The sequence below is a fragment of the Sporotomaculum syntrophicum genome (assembly GCF_009932395.1).
Classification (GTDB): domain Bacteria; phylum Bacillota; class Desulfotomaculia; order Desulfotomaculales; family Desulfallaceae; genus Sporotomaculum; species Sporotomaculum syntrophicum.
Genome location: NZ_LSRS01000004.1, coordinates 14690 through 35021 on the forward strand (window position 1 = coordinate 14690; position 20332 = coordinate 35021).

Genomic DNA, 20332 nt, shown 5'->3' on the forward strand with positions numbered 1-20332 from the left:
GTCAGATGTTGCCTTCTGCACGGTCCACTGCATCGGCCTTCCCATTGGGGTGATTTCGGGGCTCAATCGATTCAGCTTTCGCTTCCAGCCTGCTAGTTTGCTGTCTACGCTTAGAGACGCGGATCACCCCGCGCCTCCCAAGACTCGCTATAGGTAGTTGGCTAAACTTTTCCTAGTGGGGTTCGCACCCACTATATGACACGCCCTTTGCTTGGCGCACGAACCGTCCCCTTGTGTCTCTGTAAACGTCGGCACAATACCGGTTTCGTAGCGGAATTTTTCGTAGATTTCTTCCAAATCTGCTTTGTCAATTGCCTCGCGGAGCAGTCGCGTGGTTTGCACCCATTTTTCAGTTCCATAGGTGAGAGAGATAAAACTATGTCCGATCTCCACAGCCTTTAGGTGAATACCGTCCTGATTGAATTTGATGATTTTCGAATCCAGCAGGATCCCGAAGTAGGAAATGAACACCTCGGAATTGTCGATATCCTTAGATTCCATATCTGCACCGGATATGCCGCTGATGACGGCAGTGCGGATGTGCAGAATCGGATTTTCCATGATGAGCCGCGCAATTTTTGATTTTCTAAATTCGTGAATCCATAAGCCTAAAGAAATTGCGCTTGCCCAAAGCAGGATTGCCAGGAGTATCTGTGCGTGAAGATCATGAGCACTATCATCGTACATAAAAATCACAACACAGACTGTCAGGCCCACGCCTGTCAAACACGCGAAAAGGCAGATTCTTTTTTTTATGGCCTGCAATCCTATCACTCCCTCAGTAATTTCTCTCATTCTCCATTCTTTTCAAAAAGCCCCTACCTTTTTAGGCAGGGGCTTTTTGTCAAGCAGGCAGCCTGATTAGCTCTTATACTTTTACAACGCTCATCTTATTTGAATTGGATCGTCACCTTATAACTTACGCCGTCCCAGTCAACCTTTGCACCCAGATTGTCTGCAATAAAACGCAAAGGCAGCATGGTGCGGCTGTTCTGAATGATCGGCGCTACGTCGGTCATACCGGGCTTCCCATTGATCAAGGTTTCATTTTTGTCGATCCAGAGATCTATGATGGTGCCCTTTTGCTCAATGGTCACTTTCTTTTCCGCTGCCAGCCATTTGACGGTACCGCCGGCCGCTTCGATGACTGCAGCGATGGGTAGAAGTGTTCTGCCGTTGTAAACAATCGGTACTGTGCCCCGGCCCGGATCAATTTCCCTTTGTGCGCCGTTTACAGTCATAAACGGGTTGTTAATGCTCAGAATAATTGTGCCTATACCGCCAGGCAGGATGGGATTGCCTTTTTCATCAACCGTTTTTCCCTCCGTTCCTGAACCGGCTGCCTTTTGTCCGCCGCACGCAGCTGTGGCGCTGGGAGTAGCACAGGCTTCGTTTGATACAGTACCCATACCGCTGCTGTAAACAGGCCTCATGATATAGCAATAAGTGGTACCATTGAAGACGTTAGGATCATTATAGGAAGTATCTTTAATGGGGAAATCGGTAACCGGTGTTGTGGTTTCCTTGCCGCTGCCCGTACCCCTGAAAAGGTGATATCCAATCAGGCCCTGCTTATCTGCAGCAGCACTCCACGTCAGGCATACTTGTTTATTGCCGGCAGTGGCACGCAGGTTTTGCATGGAAGGGGTCGCCGGGGTCGCCAGGCTCGCTTCCTTCCACTCGTACACATAAGAATAACCGTAAGAATTACCTAATTGCAGCCAGATGGCTCTTTTGTCTCCCTTTTTGCCTGCCGGGATAACTTTACCGGACTCAAAATAAGTGGCCTGGTTCGTAATATGGGTTTCACCTTTGGTGGATTGGAATCTTATCAGACCTGCAGTGGCATAACTGGGGCTTCCCAAATTGGCTAGGTCAAACTTGGCATCTATCGGGGGTGATGACCAGGATTTATTACCGATGGTCTGCACCTCAATATTGAAGCCGGTTTTTTGATTGGGGGCAATAAAGGCCGGCGGAGTGTCCCACTTAACCCGATAATTATAAAAAGCTATGACATTACCATTGTTGTCTTTACGCGTACTGGAGAGAGTCATTTTTCCCTCGTTACCCTCACAGGTAAATGTGTCCCATAATCCCCCACCCCTGTTAGAGGCACCTCCTAAAACTTTTACATCCAATGATGATACGTGATAATTAGTTTTAATCAGATGCCAGCCTTCGGTTGAAGAGGCTGCCAGGGCTTTTTCCGTTGGAAAGCCATTTGGCGACAACAAGACTACTGTAAAAATAAGGGCGCAAATACAAACATACATACTTTTTCTAAACATTTGTTTTTCCCTCCTACATTTTTGTCAATTATAGAATTTTCCGCTCCAGGTGTCTTCACCCAAACCGGGTAGTCTTTGTCAAAAAGCCCCCACCCTTTTTCGGGTAGGGGCTTAAGAATCCTTTGTTTATGCGCCCTGCGACTATTTTTTATCAGCGTTGTCCTCGCCCGTCGTCAAAATGATGTCGATCAGCTCAGCTCGGCTCCGGACATTAAATTTGGCATAAATATTTTTCACATAATATTTTACCGTGTTTTCGCTGATAAACAGCTCTGCTGCAATTGATTTATACGTTTTTTTCTGGAGGAGCAAAGCGGTGACCTGACTTTCCCGCTCTGAAAGGTTGGCAAATTGTACAAACCGGTCGGTTATTTTGCTTTGTTCCTCTAATACCATTCCGGAAACCACCGTCAGATAGGCATGCTCTTTTAGCAGGGAGAAAAGTTGACTGTGCAATAGCGGCAGGAGAGCAAGGGTTACGCAAACTACGGCCAGTGCCAGTAGTGTTACGTTGTAAATATGCGTTCCTTCGGTATAAATGGCGCTGCCGATCAGCCCGCCAAGCAACACGCCCAGCACATTGGCCGACATACCTATACCGAACAACTTAGCCGGATTTTTGTGCAGATCCAGCATCTCGCCCAGGATGCTCCACCAAAACAAATCGTAGATACCACAAGCGCCCAGTATCAGCGTGTCGACAACAAGATAACTGAGCGCCGAATGGTCAAGGGTTACAAAGGCAATAAAGGAAAAGCCGATCATGGCGAGGGCCACATAGAGGATGTAGGTGTGGTTTGTTTTGGGGGGCAGGTTTCTCATGATGAACAGAGCAACGATATAGGGAATGGCCCAGTACCAGCTGGTCAGCCACTGCAGATGAGCAAAGGAGGGATTAATCACCTGATACATCAGCCCTGAATTAATGGTGATTACCACAATAAAGAGGCATAAAAAAACAAGGGGCCCCGTAATGCTTTCGGCGCTTTCCTTTCGACCGGAAGACGCGGGAGAAGCATCATTATCACCGGTGGGAAGACGCATCGCAAAAAAGAACGCAGCCATAAGCATGAGCATGGAAAGTGCCAGCCCGATACGCGGTGTTAGATGGATGGCCGCCATGTTCAGCAAAATCATCAGGACATTGGAACAGATGAGCACATCGGCAGCTGTCTTTATGCGCTCGTTTTTCGGTGTACCACTTTTAAAATAGAAACTCCATGCCGCCACGCAGCCTCCTGCTAAAAAAGCGCTAGTGATTATTCCCAAGGTCCAGAAGATTGAGGGCGGAAAGAAAAATACAACAGAGACTGTAAGGAAGTAAAGATAAGAACACAAAAACAGCTGCTTCGCCGCCCATTTTGTTTTTATGAAAAAGCCGCATAATAACAATCCGGAAAAAAGAGCGACAATCCCTCCAAAGATTATCACATCTGTGGTCAGGTCAAAGGTATCAGCCAGGGCATACAATATTTGCCCTTCAAAAAGGAAGGACAGCATCCAGGAGGAAAACAAGGCATGAACAATGATGGACAGCTTTCTTTCATCGATGTTGATATTGTCATTAGTCATTTCTCCACCCCGGGTAGCGTGTTTTAACAAAAAAACCATAGCCGCAACACCAGATACGGTATAATTATTAAAACTACCCAATCATTGAGCAACCGGCAATATTCCTAACGGCTGAAATATAAACCGCCTCCAATAAATTCCCTTAAAATAGAATTGAAAGGAACTTTTGCATAATCCATAGGTTCGAAAAACGTCAATAGATTCATAAGGCGCTCTTTTGTGTCGCGAAAAGGACTATCATCGCTGATTTTACTTAAGATAGACTCTGCAAAAGGACGTAAGACGTTCATTTCATAAAGGATATTTGAATTAAACATAACATCTGCCTCTTCCTGGAATTTAAAAATGTTCTCTTCTTCACCTCTGCGCACGCCAGCCCACAGGCTTAATGTTGTTTCGGGGTGGGAACCTCTGTACCAATCATCCCTAACCAATCTGCGCAGCAATCTAACTTCAGTGGTGGGCATTCTGTTGATTAGGTCAAAATTAAGCCCGCCAAGTGCACTGACATAGACTTTAAAAAGCAGATTCCTATTAATGTCGGGCACCAAACTGGGATTTAAGGCATGCATTCCTTCAACGACCAGAATATCATCAGGTCCAACATGCATAGTCACAGGTTGGTTAGTCCGCCGGCCGTGGATAAAATCATAAACGGGCACCTCAACAGTTTCTCCGGCAATTAACTGTTCAAGATGTTGCTGCAATAGCGGTATGTCCAATGCTTCCAAACAGTCAAAATTATATTTTCCATCAGCATCACGCGGTATTTGCTCCCTGTTTAAATAGTAGTCATTCAGGGAAAGGGAAACTGTCTTCATGCCAAGTACCTGCAATTGCGTGGCAATTCTTTGGGCAAAGCATGTTTTGCCGGAAGATGATGGGCCGGCGATAAGCAGCACACGCAAGGCACGGCGTTGTTTAATTATAAAATCCGCAATATCGGAGATTTTCTTTTCCTGTACCGCTTCTGCCAGATCAAGCAACTGCAGGCTCCGGCCAGAGGTAATATAGTTATTTATATCGGAAAAGAATTCAATACCGACTTGGTTTAACCAGTTCTGGCTACTTTCATAAGTACTTGCTAACAGAAAAGGCGGTTCAATTGGCTTATTGCTTTTTATGTTGGCTTCACTGAAGTCGATTATAAAACCGTAAGAAAAAGGAGTAATGGTAAATGGATTAGCCAGAGAAGTGGTGGTATGGGCAGGATAGATTATTTTCACTCTCATATCGCCTACTTGATAATGATAATAACCATCTTTACGTTCAATAAACTGGATCGGGCTGTCCTGTTCAACCCATTCCCTGAGTTTCATCTCAATTAGTTTTACCTCTCTTACAGATAGCATAGAACCGACCAGGTTGCCAAAAACCCCTTCACCTATTGAATAAGAGTTTTTAAAAGTTTCATGAGGAAACAGATCATGCATGACTTTAGCGACTCCCAATTTAAGAGTCTGAGTGCCTTTACGAAAATGGGTTTCGATCATATACTCACCTTCATATAGTTATTTGGAAAAAGTAAGGTTACCAACAGAATGGCTAAGAGAACTATGGTTAGACTAATGAACGTAATTCAACAAATTTCCTCAAATTCCGTGCACTTATCCGAATAGTTCGCCAATTATTCTTGGACTCCTGCTAACTTCTTTACGCAAAATATGCTTCACGAACACTGGTTTGGATCTCCTCCCAGGGGGTAACACCGAAGGTGTAAACAAAAACAAGCCGGGCGATCCGTATTGATCCCCTGGCTTGTTTAACAACAAGTTAATAAGTTAAGTGCCCGGCACCGGTTTAAAATGGATAAAGAAGGTGGAGCCACAGGGGCTGGTTTCCACCTGTATCGTAGCGTTGTGCCTGTCAGCAATGCTATAGCATATCGCAAGCCCCAAACCGGTTCCGTTATCTTTTGTTGTAAAAAAAGGCGTGCCCAATTTTTGCAAGACATCAGGACTAATGCCTTTGCCTTCATCACGTACCGCTAAGACTACTTCATTGTTGTCTGTATATGTACTGATTGTCAAAGTTCCTTTTGAAGACATTTCATCCAACCCGTTACGTACTAAATTTAAAATTAACTGGCGAATTTCCTCTTCATCTAAATACAAATCAGGAATATTATTTAATTCCAAAGCAATATATTTGTCGGAAACCGTCGCGTCTGCTTGTAATAGTGGATAAATTGACTCAATTATTGAATTAAGACTATGTATTTGTAAATTTTTTACCTTATCTTTAGCTAAAGATAAATATGAAGATATAATATTGTTTGCCCTATCCAACTCTTCAATCATCAGATTATAATAATCAACATACTTAATACATTCCTTCTTCCCCTTTAATATTTGTAAAAACCCGCGCACAGTGGTCATGGGATTTCTAACCTCATGACCAATACCGGCGGCCATATTGCCAATTAGGTTTAACTTTGCAAGACGGGCCATCTCCTGCTCGGTTTTTAATTTCTGAGTAACATCCCTTATATACAGAATCATACCCTCAGTTTGATATGTCTTTTGATATACAAAGGGAAAGCTATATATTTCATGCCGGCCAATAATTTCCCCGTCGATATCCTTGCGGGGAAGGACAGCACAACCGGATTTACCTGTAATGAGAGTATTATGAGCAGGGCATTCTTCACAGATTTTAGTTCTACCCATAAGAACTTCGTAACATTTTTTACCTATATGTGGTATGCCTTCAGAATACCAACGTTCTACGGTTGTATTAACCCGCATTATATTAAAGTCCTGATCAATAACACATAAACCATCCTGTATACTTTCGATTACGCTGGTAAGAAAGCTTTCTTTTTCACGAAGCGTTGCTTCTACTTGTTTACGCCTGGCAATCTCTTTTTCCAACTCGTTTGTTTTTTGATTTAGCTGACTAAGATACTTATTACTATAGGCGGCAATGGTTATCATCGCACTTATTTGCTTAAGTGCTTTTAATTCTTCTTGCGGGGTTTCCCTTAACCGAGTATCATATAAAACATATGTTCCAAAAGCAATGCCTTTGCTAATCAGTGGTACCCATATAATTGTTTTAATGTTGTGTTGGCCCATAATACCGTACCAGGATGCCAGGCGCGGCTCAAGTAAAGGATTATTAACTACAACAATGCGACCTGTTGAAATGGCTTCCCCTGAAGGGCTTGAAAGAACCGGCGCTTGCCGGTTCACATCCTGTGGGTAATTGTCGGGCAGGTTATGTGAGGCAATCATCCATCCTATCCCTTCTTCGTCCACTTCAATGACGGAACTAAAGGAGTAGCCGAAAATGTCACAAAGGACTTGTAGTAATTTTTCAATATATAGATTGGGCGGAAGAAGAATGTCTATATTAGCTATTGCTGTGTATAACCTATCCATTATTCAATCTCTTTTGGCCTTTGATAGTCAGGGTTTACGGAACAAAACATTTGCGCTTCGCCCGTCGTCCAGAAGGTGCATTTATTACACTTGATACATTTTCTTATGTCTGATTCTTGGCCAAGCAATGATTTGTTTACAATTGCAGGGTCTGCAACTTGCGCCCGCCCCAAGGCGATCAGTTCTGCTTTCCCGGAAGCTATTACTTCTTCCGCTAACCCAATGGAGAAAATGGATCCTACTGCGCATACGGGTACAGTTGAAAATTGTTTTAATTCAGAGGCTATATTGACATGGGGGGCATCGCCCAATGTTGCAGGGGGAACAATGCGCTCCATAGACTCGTAAACACCTGCAGAAACGTTTAACATATCTATGCCCTTGTTTTCAAACAGATTAATTAAATCCTTAAAATCATTGGGCTTAAGCCCGCCTTCAACGAATTCGTTGCCACTAACCCGCAAGCTTATTGCCACACGGTTATCGAGCTTGTTCTTTATACCCTCAATTATTTGTAAAATGAGACGCGCGCGGTTTATTGTATTGCCACCGTAATCATCAGTTCTGTGATTTGAATAAGGTGATAGAAATTGATTTAGCAAATAACCATGCGCGGCATGGACTTCTATTACCTTGGCCCCTGCCTCTGCGGCACGCACAGCCGCGGCAATGAAATCGTTACAAACCCGGTGGATATCAGCTATGGTCATTTCGCGTACTTTATAATTTGGCTCAAACCGGGACATTACCGGGCATGGGATGGGGCTTGGCGCAATAAGTTCACATCCGGTCACAGAAGTTAAAGCCTGGCGTCCATAATGGATTAACTGTATCCCAGGTACACTGCCCCGGTTTTCTATTTCAAGAAAAAGTTTTCGTAATCCCGGTAAATAGATATCACTATCTAATCTCATCACACGGTCAAAAGCGGCTGTATCGGACGATACCACAGCACAACCTGTAAAAACTAGCCCGCATCCCCCGTCTGCCAACGCGCTATAAAATTTTAATAATTTATCGGACACTGTCCCATCGGTATTAGCATAATTTACCTGCCACGTCGGAAAAACAATGCGATTTTTAAGCCTTACCGGACCAATATTGATTGGACTAAAGACCAGTGGATAATTGTTTTCATGGTTTGGTATAACTTCTTCATTTATTCTCAAAACAAGGCCTCCTTTTGAGCTAACAAAGATATTATAATAAAGAAAACTAATGAGATGCGCAATAACTCCCCTTTCCACTAATAGCAACATTTTAAGCTAAAATGAATATATGATATGGATTCTTTCCCAGACTTGCATAATCCTGCAAATATCAGCTCGAAAAGAACCTTTTCGAACAGACATTTGTGTCTTTAGACCTTCCTTAATATACTTCGCATATCATCAATTACCTTCGTGTATCTTAGATTTTCACTTTACTGTCAGATACTAGACTCTTGTTATTTACATCAATGTGTAATATTGGTTGATGGTGTGTAACCTCAATCAAGGCCGCCTGTTTTCTGTATTATGGCCAGTGGGATTCCACATCATCTCCCGGCAGCAAACCTCACATATCTTCCTGGGTCGTTGCCCTAAATTCCTACGTCCTGCCTATCCAAGAGGTGGAACGTCAGTCATGCTCCTGTTTTTGTATAAAAAAGTTGGCATCCCCTCATATTAACCTTAGAAAGGATGACAACTATGAATGAAGATACTATTAATCTTTTAAGGGAATGCAATGCAGGTTGTAAATCGGGTACAAATAGTATGGAGCAGGTGCAGCCATATATTAAAAACGAGAAGCTTAAGTCTATTATTGATAAATACAATGATAAGCATATTAAGATTAGTGATGAATGCCATCAACTGTTAAATAAATACCATGAGGAAGAGAAGGACCCGCAAATTAGTGCGAAGGCTTTTTCATGGATTAGTACGGAAATGAAATTGATGATGAATAATGATACCCATGAAATTGCCAACATAATGATTGATGGCTGTAACATGGGAATTAAATCAGTTAGTAAGTATATCAATAAATATAAGACCGCATCTAAAGAAAGTATGGATTTAGCAAAAAAGCTTGTTAAGGTAGAACAGGAATTTATGAATGAGCTACTTGGATATTTGTAGGAAGTATAAATAATTTCGTGTAAATGGTTATTACTATCAATAAGGAGATGACCATTTACACGAAATTAGATACATTCTCAGTCCCGTAAACTTGAAGCGGATAGCCAAGATGGTATCCGCTTGCCACATTCCTGTCTAACTATCACCTATAATTACTTTGCGCAATGGCATAGCGTTTCTGGCCTGCATCGTACCTGATTAATCCATGATTTGCTGAACTTATCAGGTGTCTTGAAATTTCAGACAGGTTGAGATTTAAATTACTGGCCAGATCACCCGGGGAAAAGGCTTTTTCTCTCAGGAGCTGTATAATTTCGCTTAAGGTTATTTTGTCGGCAATTAGTTCACGGAATAACCTGTTACACTCCTCACTGGCATAGTATTCCTTATATTCTTCCTCCGTAGACTTGCGCACCTGCAACCGCTCATTTTGTACCACTCTTAAATAAGGAATTAACCTGTTAACTGCTTCGAGTTTTAATTGCAATAAACTATTTTCTATGCCTTCACTTTTTCCCAGGGGTCCTAACTTAGTGATCTGCTCAGCAAATTCATTCATAATACTAGCGAAACGGATGCCTTCACCGGCAGATACCCATTCCAGTCTTAATCTTGCCGGGTTAACACCGATATTAGCCAGTATTTTTTTCGTCATCTCCACCATGTTTATGGCATCGTGATTACCTTGCGTAACGTAATGGCAATCACCTAGATGACAACCACCGACAAACACCCCGTCCGTACCATTTTGGAAAGCCCTGATAATAAAGGACATGTCGACTCTGCCGGAACACATTACTCTGATTAGCCTTATATATGGGGGATATTGAAAACGAGAAACGCCGGCTAGGTCCGCGCCTCCGTAGCAACACCAGTTGCATACAATACCTAACATTATAGGTTTAAATTCTGTAGCCATGCTTATGTCACTCCTTAATTCATTAATATCAATTCATTAATTGCTTACTTAAAGCTGCTGAATCAATGGGGTCGAAGAGCATTTCACAGGTACATTTGCAGACGGAAAAATACCTGTAGTATGATGGTTTTGCTCTTTTGCCTACCCAGCTTAGGAAGCTTTGAGCAGATATGCCATGTCGCCTCAGCGGATACAATACGTCAATGAAAGTGCAGGATATACTTTGTTGCCTGGCAAATCCAAACAAGTAAGCTATATTTCAAACTCACCAATTACGGACAATGCCTTTTGTTAACATGGCTTAGCTCACCTCCTGACCTGGGTACAAAGTTTTTTTATAGCGAAAATTAATTGCCACAGTTTTTAGGCGACATTTATATTGGGCATGGCTGCTCAATCCTACAAAATATATTCAGCTATTATTTAATTTCAAGAAAAATAATGCGAACCCTTTATTGTTGCTATAAATATATTATATTATATATAAAACTTAGATAAATATTATTTGTTACCCCTTGTTTTTCCCTGCGGGCAAATCGCCACGCATAAGCCACAGACACACCGTTCAATCTCAATACCCCAGTCTTTTTTCCGTTTTTCCATAAAATCGTAACATTTATTGCGATCTATTAGATAATCGTCTGCTTCGCCGCTAATAAATTCCCGGCCTTTAATGGCTCCGGCAGGGCAAGCACGGGTACATATTTCACAGGTCCCGCAGGCCGGCTCTATTGGTTTGCCCGCTCTTAGCGGGGCATCGGTGAGAATAGTGCAAAGGCGGACACGGGGCCCATTCTCCGGTGTTAATAATAGCCCGTTTTTCCCAATCCACCCCAAACCGGCTAACCCGGCCACCAATTTATGTGATACCAGTCCCGCTTTTCGGTTTTGATATACACTATATGAGGCCGGCACTGGATAGGCCAGCCAACCACTGCGCTCGATCATATGGGCAATTTTTACGGCACCGTTGTTTTGCAGGTAATCCACCGCATAGTAATAATAGTTATGGAAAGATAGTATTTTGTCTTGCTCTTGCCCTGCAATAGCATCAACAACCGCATCGGAAAGACGCATCGCCAGTGAAACCGCCCTGGGAAACCGACGAATAAATGCTCCACAAAAACCTTCCATGTAACCATGATGTTCCGTCAGGTCGGCAAAGCCGCAATAATCCCAGCCCTGTTCAAAAGCCATTTCTCTAATTTGCTTTTCTAAATGCACGATATCCCCCATCTCGATCATGAGCTTAATACAAAAAAAAGCCGGCTGTACCCGGTCAGCCGACTCTTTTTATATCGGCATTGTTAATGCCAGTTTTGGTACTCCTGAATATTTTCTTTGGTTACTACTTCCAGCGGGCTGTTGACCTGCGATGGAACTTCCAGGTCCTGAATAGTTTTTAAACAGAGGATTATGCCTGCTTTGGCATAGGCGTCCATAGAATAAGCGATACTGCCACAAGTTTGCCGGTACCAATGGCTTCTTTAGCTTCATCAATAAAGTCTACCCCAAAGATAATGCGCCCTTCTCTCTTGCCGGCTGCTGCCAGACCTCCTTGGCGCAGTTTTTGCAATAACTTAATAATCTTGGCAGATTCTTGGAGTCCCATCGCAGCAGTAGGTTCATCAAAAATAATTACCTTACCCCCTTGGAAAACATCTCTGGCCACCGCCACGCCCTGTCGCTGCCCGCCGGAAAGCAGGCCCACCGGCGTGTGCAACGAGGGAATATTAATTTGCAAATCCTGTAAAACTTGGGCGGCTTCTTTTTGCATCCTGCGCTTGTCCATTAAGAAACCGGCATAAACCGGTTCCCTGCCTAAAAAGATATTGCTGACCACATCCCGGCAATCAACCAAAGCTAGATCTTGATATACCGTCGATATGCCCAGACTGATTGCTTTCCCCGGTGTCATTGAGCTGTAACTTTTATCCCCCACCATGATTTGGCCATGATCCGGAGCTAATGCTCCCGACAGCAGCTTGATCAGAGTACTTTTTCCGGCACCGTTGTCACCAACAATGGCCAATATTTCTCCGGCATAAATCTCCAAGCTAACATCAATTAAAGCCTCGATATTGCCAAAGGATTTGCTCAGATGGGTAATTTTTATGATGGGCTCCGGTAGTCCGCTGTTTTTGAGACAAACCTGGCTGCCCCCTCTTCCTTTTCGCTGCAGGCAGTTACTCAGCCGGCTCGATTTGGCAGAGTAGTGCCTTAAACACCGGAAAACCTGAAATCGGATCACGATTGGCAAAATCCGTCAGCACATTAGCATTAGCATTCCTCCAGGCTTCTACCTGGGCCGGGTTGCCTCCCCCCATATTTACCTCTACCTGCCCGGGCAGAACCTCGTCCGTTACCCTTGCGTAAAAGGCTACTCCGCCCCGTTGCGTAATTACCATCACCTTATTCCCGTCCTCAATACCGCGGCTGCCGGCATCTGACGGGTTAATTAATACCTGGGGTTTAGGCTGCAGTTTAACCAGGCCGGGCACATTTAAATGCTGAGAGCGGAAGGTTGACTGAATCCTAGTCCCGGTGTTCAAGACCAGAGGGTAATCCTGGGCTAACTCTGGATTCCGCAGAGGCCCTTCCTGCGGGTTAATATAAACAGGCAATTTATCATAACCGTGCTTAGCCAATAATTCCGAGGCAATCTCCAGCTTGCCTGAAGCTGTCGGGAAACCCGGCCGGCCATCCTTTCTCAGCTGCCCGGTGGAATATTTTTTGTACCGGCGCTCCGGAACAGCCACTTTAACACCGTCGGGGCTGTGCTTTAATAACTCCAGTAGTTCCGGGTTCCCGGCGAAAGCTTTGGCCAGTATCTCTTCCTCGCTTTGCGGGTACAGATAGCCGTAACCCAGCCTTTTTGCCAGTTCAGCTATAATTAAAGTGCAGTTGTGCGACTCGCCTATGGGCTCGATAACTTTTTTACGCAAACGCAAATAACCCGGGTAACGCTGATAAGAGTTTATTTCATAATAAGTAGCTGAAGGAAGCACTACATCGGCAAACATGGCATCACTGGTCATAATGATATCAATAACCAGCATAAACTCCAGATTGCGGTAAACCTCTGTCCAAATCTCCGGCTGCGGGTAGGAGGTTATGGTAGACGCTCCGTTAATTAACAAACCCTTTACCGGATACGGGTCACCCTTTAGCACGGCCTTGGGCAGTTCCATATAATGGGCACAGCGAGTTAATTCATAAAACAATGGATATTCACGCGCGCCGATGGGTAAAACTCCGTCCGGTTGAGGAAACTCTTCCTGAGCCACGGTACTGCCTGTAGGCAGGTTAATGTATAACCCACCAGGCACGTCGAGATTACCGGTAATGGCGAACAAAATATATACCGCTCTGATATTTTGCACACCGCTATTGGTATACTCCAGCCCGGTATAAGTGCGCAGGCACGCGTTTTTCGTGGTGGCAATCTCTCGCGCCAGGTCTACCACGGTTTGCGCGGGAACCCGGGTTATTCTCTCGACTGTTTCAGGTGCAAACTCCTGCACATAATCGCTCAGTTCTGCAAAACCTATCGTCCAATTTTGCACAAAATCCCGGTCATATAACTGCTCTTGAATAATTACATTAATCATGCCCAGGGCCAGTGCCCCGTCCGTCCCGGAACGCATAGCCACCCACTGGTCCGCTCTTCGGGCAATGTCGGTTTGCATATGATCAATGGCAATAATTTTTAAACCATTTTTTTTAGCATTCACTATCTTTTTAAATAAAAAAGGCGGTGAATCCGTAATGGGATTTGAGCCCCAAATCACCATTAGCTTGCTGTTGACCAAATCGGGCTCAAGAGCAGTACCGGGAATACCGAAGTTGGCCATTGGCGCCAGTATACCAAAGGAAACAAAGCAAAGGGAACCGCAACTGGCGATATTAGGCGAGCCAAAGGGCAACAAAAGCTTGGACGCCACCGTATCTGTTTTGATATTGCAAAAGTCCAGCATGGACTGTTCAAAAGCCCCGCGTCCCGAGTGGCTAATCAGTGCTTGCGGGCCGTATTTATCTTTAATTAATTGCATTTTCTGCACTGTATAATCCAAAGCTTCATCCAAGCCGGCAGGCCGGAATTTACCTTCCCCCCGCTCGCCTACCCGGATCAGCGGGGTTTTTAACCTTTCCTTGGCATAAACAACTTCCGGCCCGTGCCTGCCCCTGATGCACAGATTACCAAAGGGTGCTCCCTGTAAGGGCTGCACATTAACCAGCCTGCCTTCATCAAGAGTAACCTCTACGGCACACCCCCCGGGACAAACTCCACAAATAGCCGGTCTTTTTTCTATTAACCCCATACAAATCACCTTTTTTTTGCGTGGCCATAAATTTGGTCACGAATATTTAATCCCTGGTTGGTTAGAAATTAAACAATACGTCAAATAATCCTTTATAACAAACATAAAACTATTTTATTATTAGTTTTATCTGATAATGAGATTTAATAAGTCCTCTGCTGCTACCAGCTATCCCCGGAACTGATAAAAAATATCTTTATACTAAACATAACTAAATAAATTTTATTTATTGGCATTATAAAATCGACTGGTGTAATATTGAAAAGAAAAAGCAGTGATTTTGGTGAAGAGAAATAAAAAAATCGTTTTATTAGCCCATTGCATTTTAAATATCAATGCCAAAGTATACGGTCTTGCCACAGAACCGGCCGGTTGCAAACAAATTGTATCCTGCTTACTGGAGCACGGCTTTGGCATCATTCAGCTGCCCTGTGTTGAGCAAAGTTGCTTTGGGATCAAGCGCTGGGGGCAAGTCAAGGAGCAATTAGATTTCCCGGCATTTCGTGGCAAATGCCGCAGTTTGCTGCAGCCAATCCTGGAGCAAGTGCTGGACTTTCACAAAAACGGTTATGACATAACCGCGGTCATCGGTTTAGATGGCAGCCCTGCCTGTGGTGTGTATTCTACCTGCACCGGCAATTGGGGCGGAGAAATCGGTGACGGCCATGATTTGCCGGCGCAACTGGCTTCACTGGCTACTTTGCCGGAAGCGGGCGTGATGATGGAAGTTTTGCAGGAAATGCTGGAGCAAGCGGGTATAAAGGTCAGATTCCTGGCCGTTGACGAGCAGAACCCGGAGATGGCCTGCCAGGAGCTGATCAAAAACTTAGTTGGCAATATGGCCAGTAAGTAACCTGTATTAAGAAGTTCATGGGTTATATATGGATTATTTATTGAAGCCGGACTATGCTGCTGCTCGTCAACGGCACCGGGATTTCTGGCAGCATAAAACAGCAGACTGTCCTTTGTTATATATCAAAGCAAAAAAGGCAGTTGCTTTAGCTCCATGGCTAGTTGAACAAAAGATCGATCGTAAAGAAGCTGAGCTGGATATAAATTGGCATATCAACCAGTGCCGCAGCCAGATTTTAGCTTATGATTTCTTGGCGGACAGCATGCCAATCGCCAATGTGATGTTCGGCAGGGATATCACCAATATGGGCGTGTTGTCCGGATATGATTTTGTTATTCACCCGGTTACGGAGTTCATCACCTTTGCCCAGGACGCTGATTTTCTTTTTGCCCCTACCCCCGAATTTAATCAAGACAATTTTTTTGTGCAACAGGTGCTGGCCATCTACCAGGGAGTAAGGTCTGATGTGGGGCAATTGGCGGGCATCAATCCGCCCACCACAGCAGATGCCCTGACTACTATGGCAATGATTATGGGTATGGAGCAATTCCTGAAAAGTTTGTATAAACACCCTGTCGCAGTTCAGCAAAAAGCCATGGCTTTGAACCGTTTGTTTTACAGCTTTTATGACTACATTTATCAGCATTTGCTGGCCTGGGGTTATGGTGAGTCCGCTTCCTGGTTTCCTGTCTTTGCCGAGGGCAAATTTGACAGTATCAGATCGGACATATCGGTGATGTTGTCAGGCCAAATGTTTGCTGAGCTGGCCTGGCCGGTCATTGCAGATGCCTGCACTTATTTGGATTATGCGATGTTTAATTTGGATTCGGTAAAATTAATTCGCTTCTTGCAGCCCTTAGCCGAAATAAAGCAGCTACACGGTATCTATTGGAATATCGAACCTTGGCTTAATAACCTGCAGGAGTATTTACCTGTGTTGAAGCAAATCAAGGAGTTTGGGTTGCTTCTGGCTCTGCCCTGCCGGGATGTGACAGAGGCCAAGCTGGCCATCAATGGGTTGGGGAAAAACGGTTTGTTGCTTGAGTTCCCTGTTTTTGAGGAGAAAAGCAAAGGGATGGCGGTAGCGGAAGCTGTGGCTGATTATGCCAGCCATTGTTTATATTAAACATTAAAGGGGGAGAGAAAAATTGAAGCGGTTTAAGTTATTAGTAATGGCCTTGGTGGTGGTCTTATCTGCTTTTGCACTGGCAGGCTGCGGAAGTAGCGATCAAAAAGCCGGCGATGCAACCAATACCGGTTCAACTGATGCATCATTGCAAACAGTGCTGGACAGGGGAGTTTTGCGGGTTGGTATGTGCCCCGAATATCCTCCATTCGAAAGTATTAACGAAAACAATGAAATTGTTGGTTTTGACCCCAGCTTAGCGGCTGCCATTGGAAAAGAATGGGGCGTAGAGGTTGAATGCATCAATACACCCTGGGAAGGTTTGATTGCCGGCCTAAACAACGGAGATTATGATGTAATCATGTCGGCGATGTCTCCGGAAGAAGCCACCGCTGCTACTAAGGCAGTGGAATTAAGCGAAAATTATTATGAACTGGCAGATGTGATTGTGGTCAGAGCAGATAACACGGATATAAAAAGCAAAGAAGATTTAGCCGGTAAAATAGTTGGCGTGCAGGATGCCTGCTCTGCTGCCCAGGCTGCGGAAGACCTGCCTAATCAGGGAATTAAAGTGGCCAAGCTCAACCACTACACCAGAAATGCGGAAGCTTATGCGGAGCTGGCTAACGGCAGGATCGATGCCCTGGTGGTAAGCTTGACTTATGCCAATGAGCAGGCTAAAAATAACCCCGGCTACAAAGTAATCAACGACCCGCTGCATAATGTGGGTATTGCTGTGGTAGCGAAAGAAGGCTCGGTTGCTTTGATCAATAAAATCAACGAAACGGTGAACAAATTAAAAGCTAACGGTACCTATGATGAGATCGCAGTGCAATGGTTAGCTGCTGATTAAATACAGCCAAGGATAAATTATTGCGGCAAGCCAGCTGTGAATAACGCAGTTGGCTTGCCGTTTATTTGGGTGGTTTAAGAGATGACAAATTTAGACTTTACTACGCTTTTGCCCTATATCAATCTATTGCCGGCTGCCATTGCTATCACGCTGCAGGTAGGTCTCGGCGGGTTTATTTTAGCGATAGTTTTAGCTATTGTGGTGGGCAGTTTGCGAACCCGCAAGCTTAATTGGGCGGTGCATTTGGTCCTTACGGCATATGTGGAATTCTTTCGGGGCACACCTTTGTTGGTCCAGCTTTTTGTGGTATATTACGGGCTGCCGTCCTTTGGCATCAGGATAGAACCAATGATCGCTGCGATTGTAACGATGGGCTTAAACAGTGGTGCATATTTGTCCGAGGTGGTGCGCGCTTCCATTCTGTCTGTTGATCGGGGACAGTATGAGGCAGCGGCCATGCTGGGCTATAACTCTTTGCAAACCATCAGCCAGATTATTTTACCCCAAGCTTTACGGATTGCCGTGCCGACTTTCATGAACGGCTTTTCATCGATCATTAAAGAAACTTCTTTAATTTCGGTTTTACCGGTAGTAGAGCTAACCAAGTTGGGCAATCAAATTTATGCTAAAACCTACCACCCCTTTGAAATTTATATTACTATGGCAATCATTTATTTTGTGATGACTTATTCCGTAACCTTTTTGGCAAAGTGGTTGGAAAGGAGACTCTCGGTGTGGGTGAACTAATTAAAATAAGCAATTTGTCCAAAAGCTTTGCTGATACAAAGGTTTTGCAGTCCTTGGATATGCGGGTCAATTCAGGTGAAGTAGTGGCTATCATCGGTCCCAGCGGCAGCGGTAAAAGCACCCTGGTGCGTTGTATTGCTGGGTTGGAGCCGGTCAGCGGCGATGAAATTTTACTGGATGGTGAGGCGGTAGTAAATACCGCAAGTACCCATGGCAAAGTTGGCATGGTCTTTCAAAACTTTAACTTATTTCCTCATTTCACTGTGGGGGAAAATATAATAAAGCCATTGAAAACAGTCTTGAAGATGAAGGTTGACATAGCCACCGAAAAAGCCAAAACCTTGTTGGATAAGGTTCACATTTTGGATAAGTTTGATCAGTACCCTAACAGTTTATCGGGTGGGCAAAAACAAAGGTTGGCTATCGCCAGGGCTCTGGCAATGGAACCGGAAATCATTATTTTTGACGAGCCTACATCTTCTCTTGATCCCAAGCTGGCCCACGAAGTTTTTGAAACGATCAGTGACTTAGCCAAAGAGGGTCAAACTATGTTGATTGTAACCCATCAAATCAATGCTATTCGCCGTTTTGCTACTAGAGTTGTTTTTTTAAATAAAGGTAAAATCGAGGTGGAAGGTACTCCTGATTATATTTTTAATCAAGCGGACAATCAAATTTTACAGCAATTCTTGAAGCAGGTTGATTTTGCGGACATCTAGGCATAAGATTGAATGAGGATTTTGGATTAGGTATTGGAGCAAGACAACAGTGCCGTTCATATATTTAAAGCCCCCTGGCAGAAAACTAGGGGGCTCGACTTATTTTAGCGCAGGTCACAACACCCACTAAACATAAATAGTTATAGTATATTAAAGAGTTGATTGTACTAAAAAGTTATCCAACCTTGCTTATCGGAATAGTATTCAGAGGTGAGCTTATTGTCTAATAAAAACGAAAACACAAAAATTCCGGAGAACGACATTCAGCAAAAATGCTCTTGTATGTACACTTTCCTCAAAGGCCAAATTTCCTATCGTAGCATTGCGGAGGGTTACATAAGATGAACAAATCATCTACTCTCGGAATGTTTTTGGCAGAATACCCCAGAGCAGCATACTTCCGGGGACTTGAAGACCTATACCGGGATTTCAATTAATGGTGGAATAAACGAATTCCTGTAAAGCACATGGCCATACCATATTTGTTACATGTTTCAATAACATGATCATCACGAATCGATCCACCTGGCTCGGCAATATATTTAACACCGCTTTTATGGGCACGTTCAATATTGTCNCTTTAAATCCCACTACGTTCAGATAAAACTGATAGTATGTTTAAGCCCATTGAACGTAATTATGACTTTAAATCCCACTACGTTCAGATAAAACATATCATGCCATTACTTAAATCAAATACGCATAATTCTTTAAATCCCACTACGTTCAGATAAAACGCGGAAGTGCTTTAAAAAGGCTCATGCTTGCACCATCTTTAAATCCCACTACGTTCAGATAAAACGCTAAATTAGCGAGTAGTTTGCTTTTCCCCGCCCTATTCTTTAAATCCCACTACGTTCAGATAAAACCGGTTACATCACATTCCCAAAGCCAATCTCCGATGTCTTTAAATCCCACTACGTTCAGATAAAACAGCCCTGCAGGAAGGCTTATGTAATATCAAAGGTGTCTTTAAATCCCACTACGTTCAGATAAAACACAGTCGCCTTCTTCGAATATGCGTTTTAAACCGACTTTAAATCCCACTACGTTCAGATAAAACAAAGCCCGCATGCTGATAAAGACTATATAGTAGCTGACTTTAAATCCCACTACGTTCAGATAAAACTAAAAGAACACACGTTCAGACTCACCCAAAAGATTTCTTTAAATCCCACTACGTTCAGATAAAACATATCAGGATTTTCAGGATAACCATTTTTTATACTTGCTTTAAATCCCACTACGTTCAGATAAAACTGACATTTACACCATTCCTTTCAAGGATTTTTGCGGCTTTAAATCCCACTACGTTCAGATAAAACCCGGCCATTAAGCGGAGCGATTGCCGCCCACACAGCTTTAAATCCCACTACGTTCAGATAAAACGATTCACCGAGGCCGCTTGCCGCATTGAATAGTCG

The 20332-nt window shown here is 43.8% G+C and carries 17 protein-coding genes, 1 pseudogene and 1 CRISPR repeat array; of the genes and pseudogenes, 6 read left to right on the forward strand and 12 right to left on the reverse strand.

Translation table 11 applies throughout. The features are described 5' to 3' along the window. Position 1: 1 nt before the first annotated feature. The 7 genes from SPSYN_RS16220 to SPSYN_RS09575 form a co-directional block, all read right to left on the reverse strand. Positions 2 to 127 carry a hypothetical protein gene (locus SPSYN_RS16220; protein ID WP_279279202.1) on the reverse strand — a complete coding sequence of 42 codons (126 nt, stop codon included), beginning with the start codon at positions 125 to 127 and terminating at the stop codon, positions 2 to 4. A gap of 20 nt (positions 128 to 147) precedes the next feature. Next, positions 148 to 765 (reverse strand): hypothetical protein, encoded by a 618-nt coding sequence (locus tag SPSYN_RS09550; RefSeq protein WP_161822276.1) that lies wholly within the window; start codon positions 763 to 765, stop codon positions 148 to 150. Between the two features lie 125 nt (positions 766 to 890). Continuing rightward, the gene (locus tag SPSYN_RS09555; protein ID WP_161822277.1) at positions 891 to 2291 is read right to left on the reverse strand and encodes a stalk domain-containing protein; all 1401 of its coding nucleotides are present in this window, start codon (positions 2289 to 2291) and stop codon (positions 891 to 893) included. 141 nt (positions 2292 to 2432) lie between these two features. Further along, positions 2433 to 3902: a helix-turn-helix transcriptional regulator gene (locus tag SPSYN_RS09560; RefSeq protein ID WP_202623797.1), complete on the reverse strand. Its 1470-nt coding sequence runs from the start codon at positions 3900 to 3902 to the stop codon at positions 2433 to 2435. Between the two features lie 65 nt (positions 3903 to 3967). Then, complete coding sequence (locus SPSYN_RS09565; protein WP_161822278.1) at positions 3968 to 5356, reverse strand: uridine kinase family protein; 1389 nt, start codon at positions 5354 to 5356, stop codon at positions 3968 to 3970. 288 nt (positions 5357 to 5644) lie between these two features. Further along, on the reverse strand, positions 5645 to 7246 hold the full coding sequence (locus SPSYN_RS09570) for an ATP-binding protein (protein ID WP_161822279.1): 1602 nt from the start codon (positions 7244 to 7246) through the stop codon (positions 5645 to 5647). Next, positions 7246 to 8415 (reverse strand): oxidoreductase, encoded by a 1170-nt coding sequence (locus tag SPSYN_RS09575; protein WP_161822280.1) that lies wholly within the window; start codon positions 8413 to 8415, stop codon positions 7246 to 7248. Before SPSYN_RS09575 ends, SPSYN_RS09570 begins: the two co-directional genes overlap by 1 nt. Positions 8416 to 8937: 522 nt before the next feature. On the opposite strand from SPSYN_RS09575, the gene SPSYN_RS09580 reads away from it, so the two are divergent. Next, a complete protein-coding gene (locus tag SPSYN_RS09580) occupies positions 8938 to 9369 on the forward strand; it encodes a hypothetical protein (RefSeq protein WP_161822281.1) in 432 nt (143 codons plus the stop codon). 142 nt (positions 9370 to 9511) lie between these two features. On the opposite strand, the gene SPSYN_RS09585 is transcribed toward SPSYN_RS09580, so the two are convergent. The 4 genes from SPSYN_RS09585 to SPSYN_RS09600 all read right to left on the reverse strand — a co-directional run bounded on the left by SPSYN_RS09585 (position 9512) and on the right by SPSYN_RS09600 (position 14610). Beyond that, positions 9512 to 10288 carry a hydrogenase iron-sulfur subunit gene (locus SPSYN_RS09585; RefSeq protein ID WP_202623798.1) on the reverse strand — a complete coding sequence of 259 codons (777 nt, stop codon included), beginning with the start codon at positions 10286 to 10288 and terminating at the stop codon, positions 9512 to 9514. Between the two features lie 501 nt (positions 10289 to 10789). Then, a complete protein-coding gene (locus SPSYN_RS09590; RefSeq protein WP_161822282.1) occupies positions 10790 to 11512 on the reverse strand; it encodes a 4Fe-4S double cluster binding domain-containing protein in 723 nt (240 codons plus the stop codon). Positions 11513 to 11702: 190 nt separating this feature from the next. After that, positions 11703 to 12539 carry an ATP-binding cassette domain-containing protein gene (locus SPSYN_RS09595; RefSeq protein WP_243153003.1) on the reverse strand — a complete coding sequence of 279 codons (837 nt, stop codon included), beginning with the start codon at positions 12537 to 12539 and terminating at the stop codon, positions 11703 to 11705. Further along, entirely contained in the window at positions 12475 to 14610 is a 2136-nt protein-coding gene (locus SPSYN_RS09600; RefSeq protein WP_161822283.1) for a molybdopterin-containing oxidoreductase family protein, read from the reverse strand. Before SPSYN_RS09600 ends, SPSYN_RS09595 begins: the two co-directional genes overlap by 65 nt. 283 nt (positions 14611 to 14893) lie before the next feature. On the opposite strand from SPSYN_RS09600, the gene SPSYN_RS09605 reads away from it, so the two are divergent. From SPSYN_RS09605 to SPSYN_RS09625, 5 genes are all read left to right on the forward strand, one after another. Further along, positions 14894 to 15463: a CD3072 family TudS-related putative desulfidase gene (locus SPSYN_RS09605; RefSeq protein ID WP_161822284.1), complete on the forward strand. Its 570-nt coding sequence runs from the start codon at positions 14894 to 14896 to the stop codon at positions 15461 to 15463. 28 nt (positions 15464 to 15491) lie between these two features. Then, positions 15492 to 16589, forward strand: coding sequence for a hypothetical protein (locus SPSYN_RS09610; protein ID WP_161822285.1), 1098 nt, complete (start codon positions 15492 to 15494; stop codon positions 16587 to 16589). A 22-nt stretch (positions 16590 to 16611) separates the two neighbouring features. Continuing rightward, the gene (locus SPSYN_RS09615) at positions 16612 to 17442 is read left to right on the forward strand and encodes a transporter substrate-binding domain-containing protein (RefSeq protein WP_161822286.1); all 831 of its coding nucleotides are present in this window, start codon (positions 16612 to 16614) and stop codon (positions 17440 to 17442) included. An 81-nt stretch (positions 17443 to 17523) separates the two neighbouring features. Next, positions 17524 to 18189, forward strand: coding sequence for an amino acid ABC transporter permease (locus SPSYN_RS09620; protein ID WP_161822287.1), 666 nt, complete (start codon positions 17524 to 17526; stop codon positions 18187 to 18189). Further along, complete coding sequence (locus SPSYN_RS09625; protein WP_243153004.1) at positions 18177 to 18908, forward strand: amino acid ABC transporter ATP-binding protein; 732 nt, start codon at positions 18177 to 18179, stop codon at positions 18906 to 18908. The genes SPSYN_RS09620 and SPSYN_RS09625 overlap by 13 nt, the downstream gene beginning before the upstream one ends. Positions 18909 to 19341: 433 nt before the next feature. Here the strand turns inward: SPSYN_RS09625 and SPSYN_RS09630 are convergent. Next, positions 19342 to 19485: pseudogene (locus SPSYN_RS09630) on the reverse strand (phosphoribosylaminoimidazolecarboxamide formyltransferase); the annotation flags it as partial. 1 nt (position 19486) lies between these two features. Further along, positions 19487 to 20297: direct repeats of the CRISPR family, unit length 29 nt; unit sequence CTTTAAATCCCACTACGTTCAGATAAAAC. The last annotated feature ends 35 nt before the right edge of the window (positions 20298 to 20332 follow it).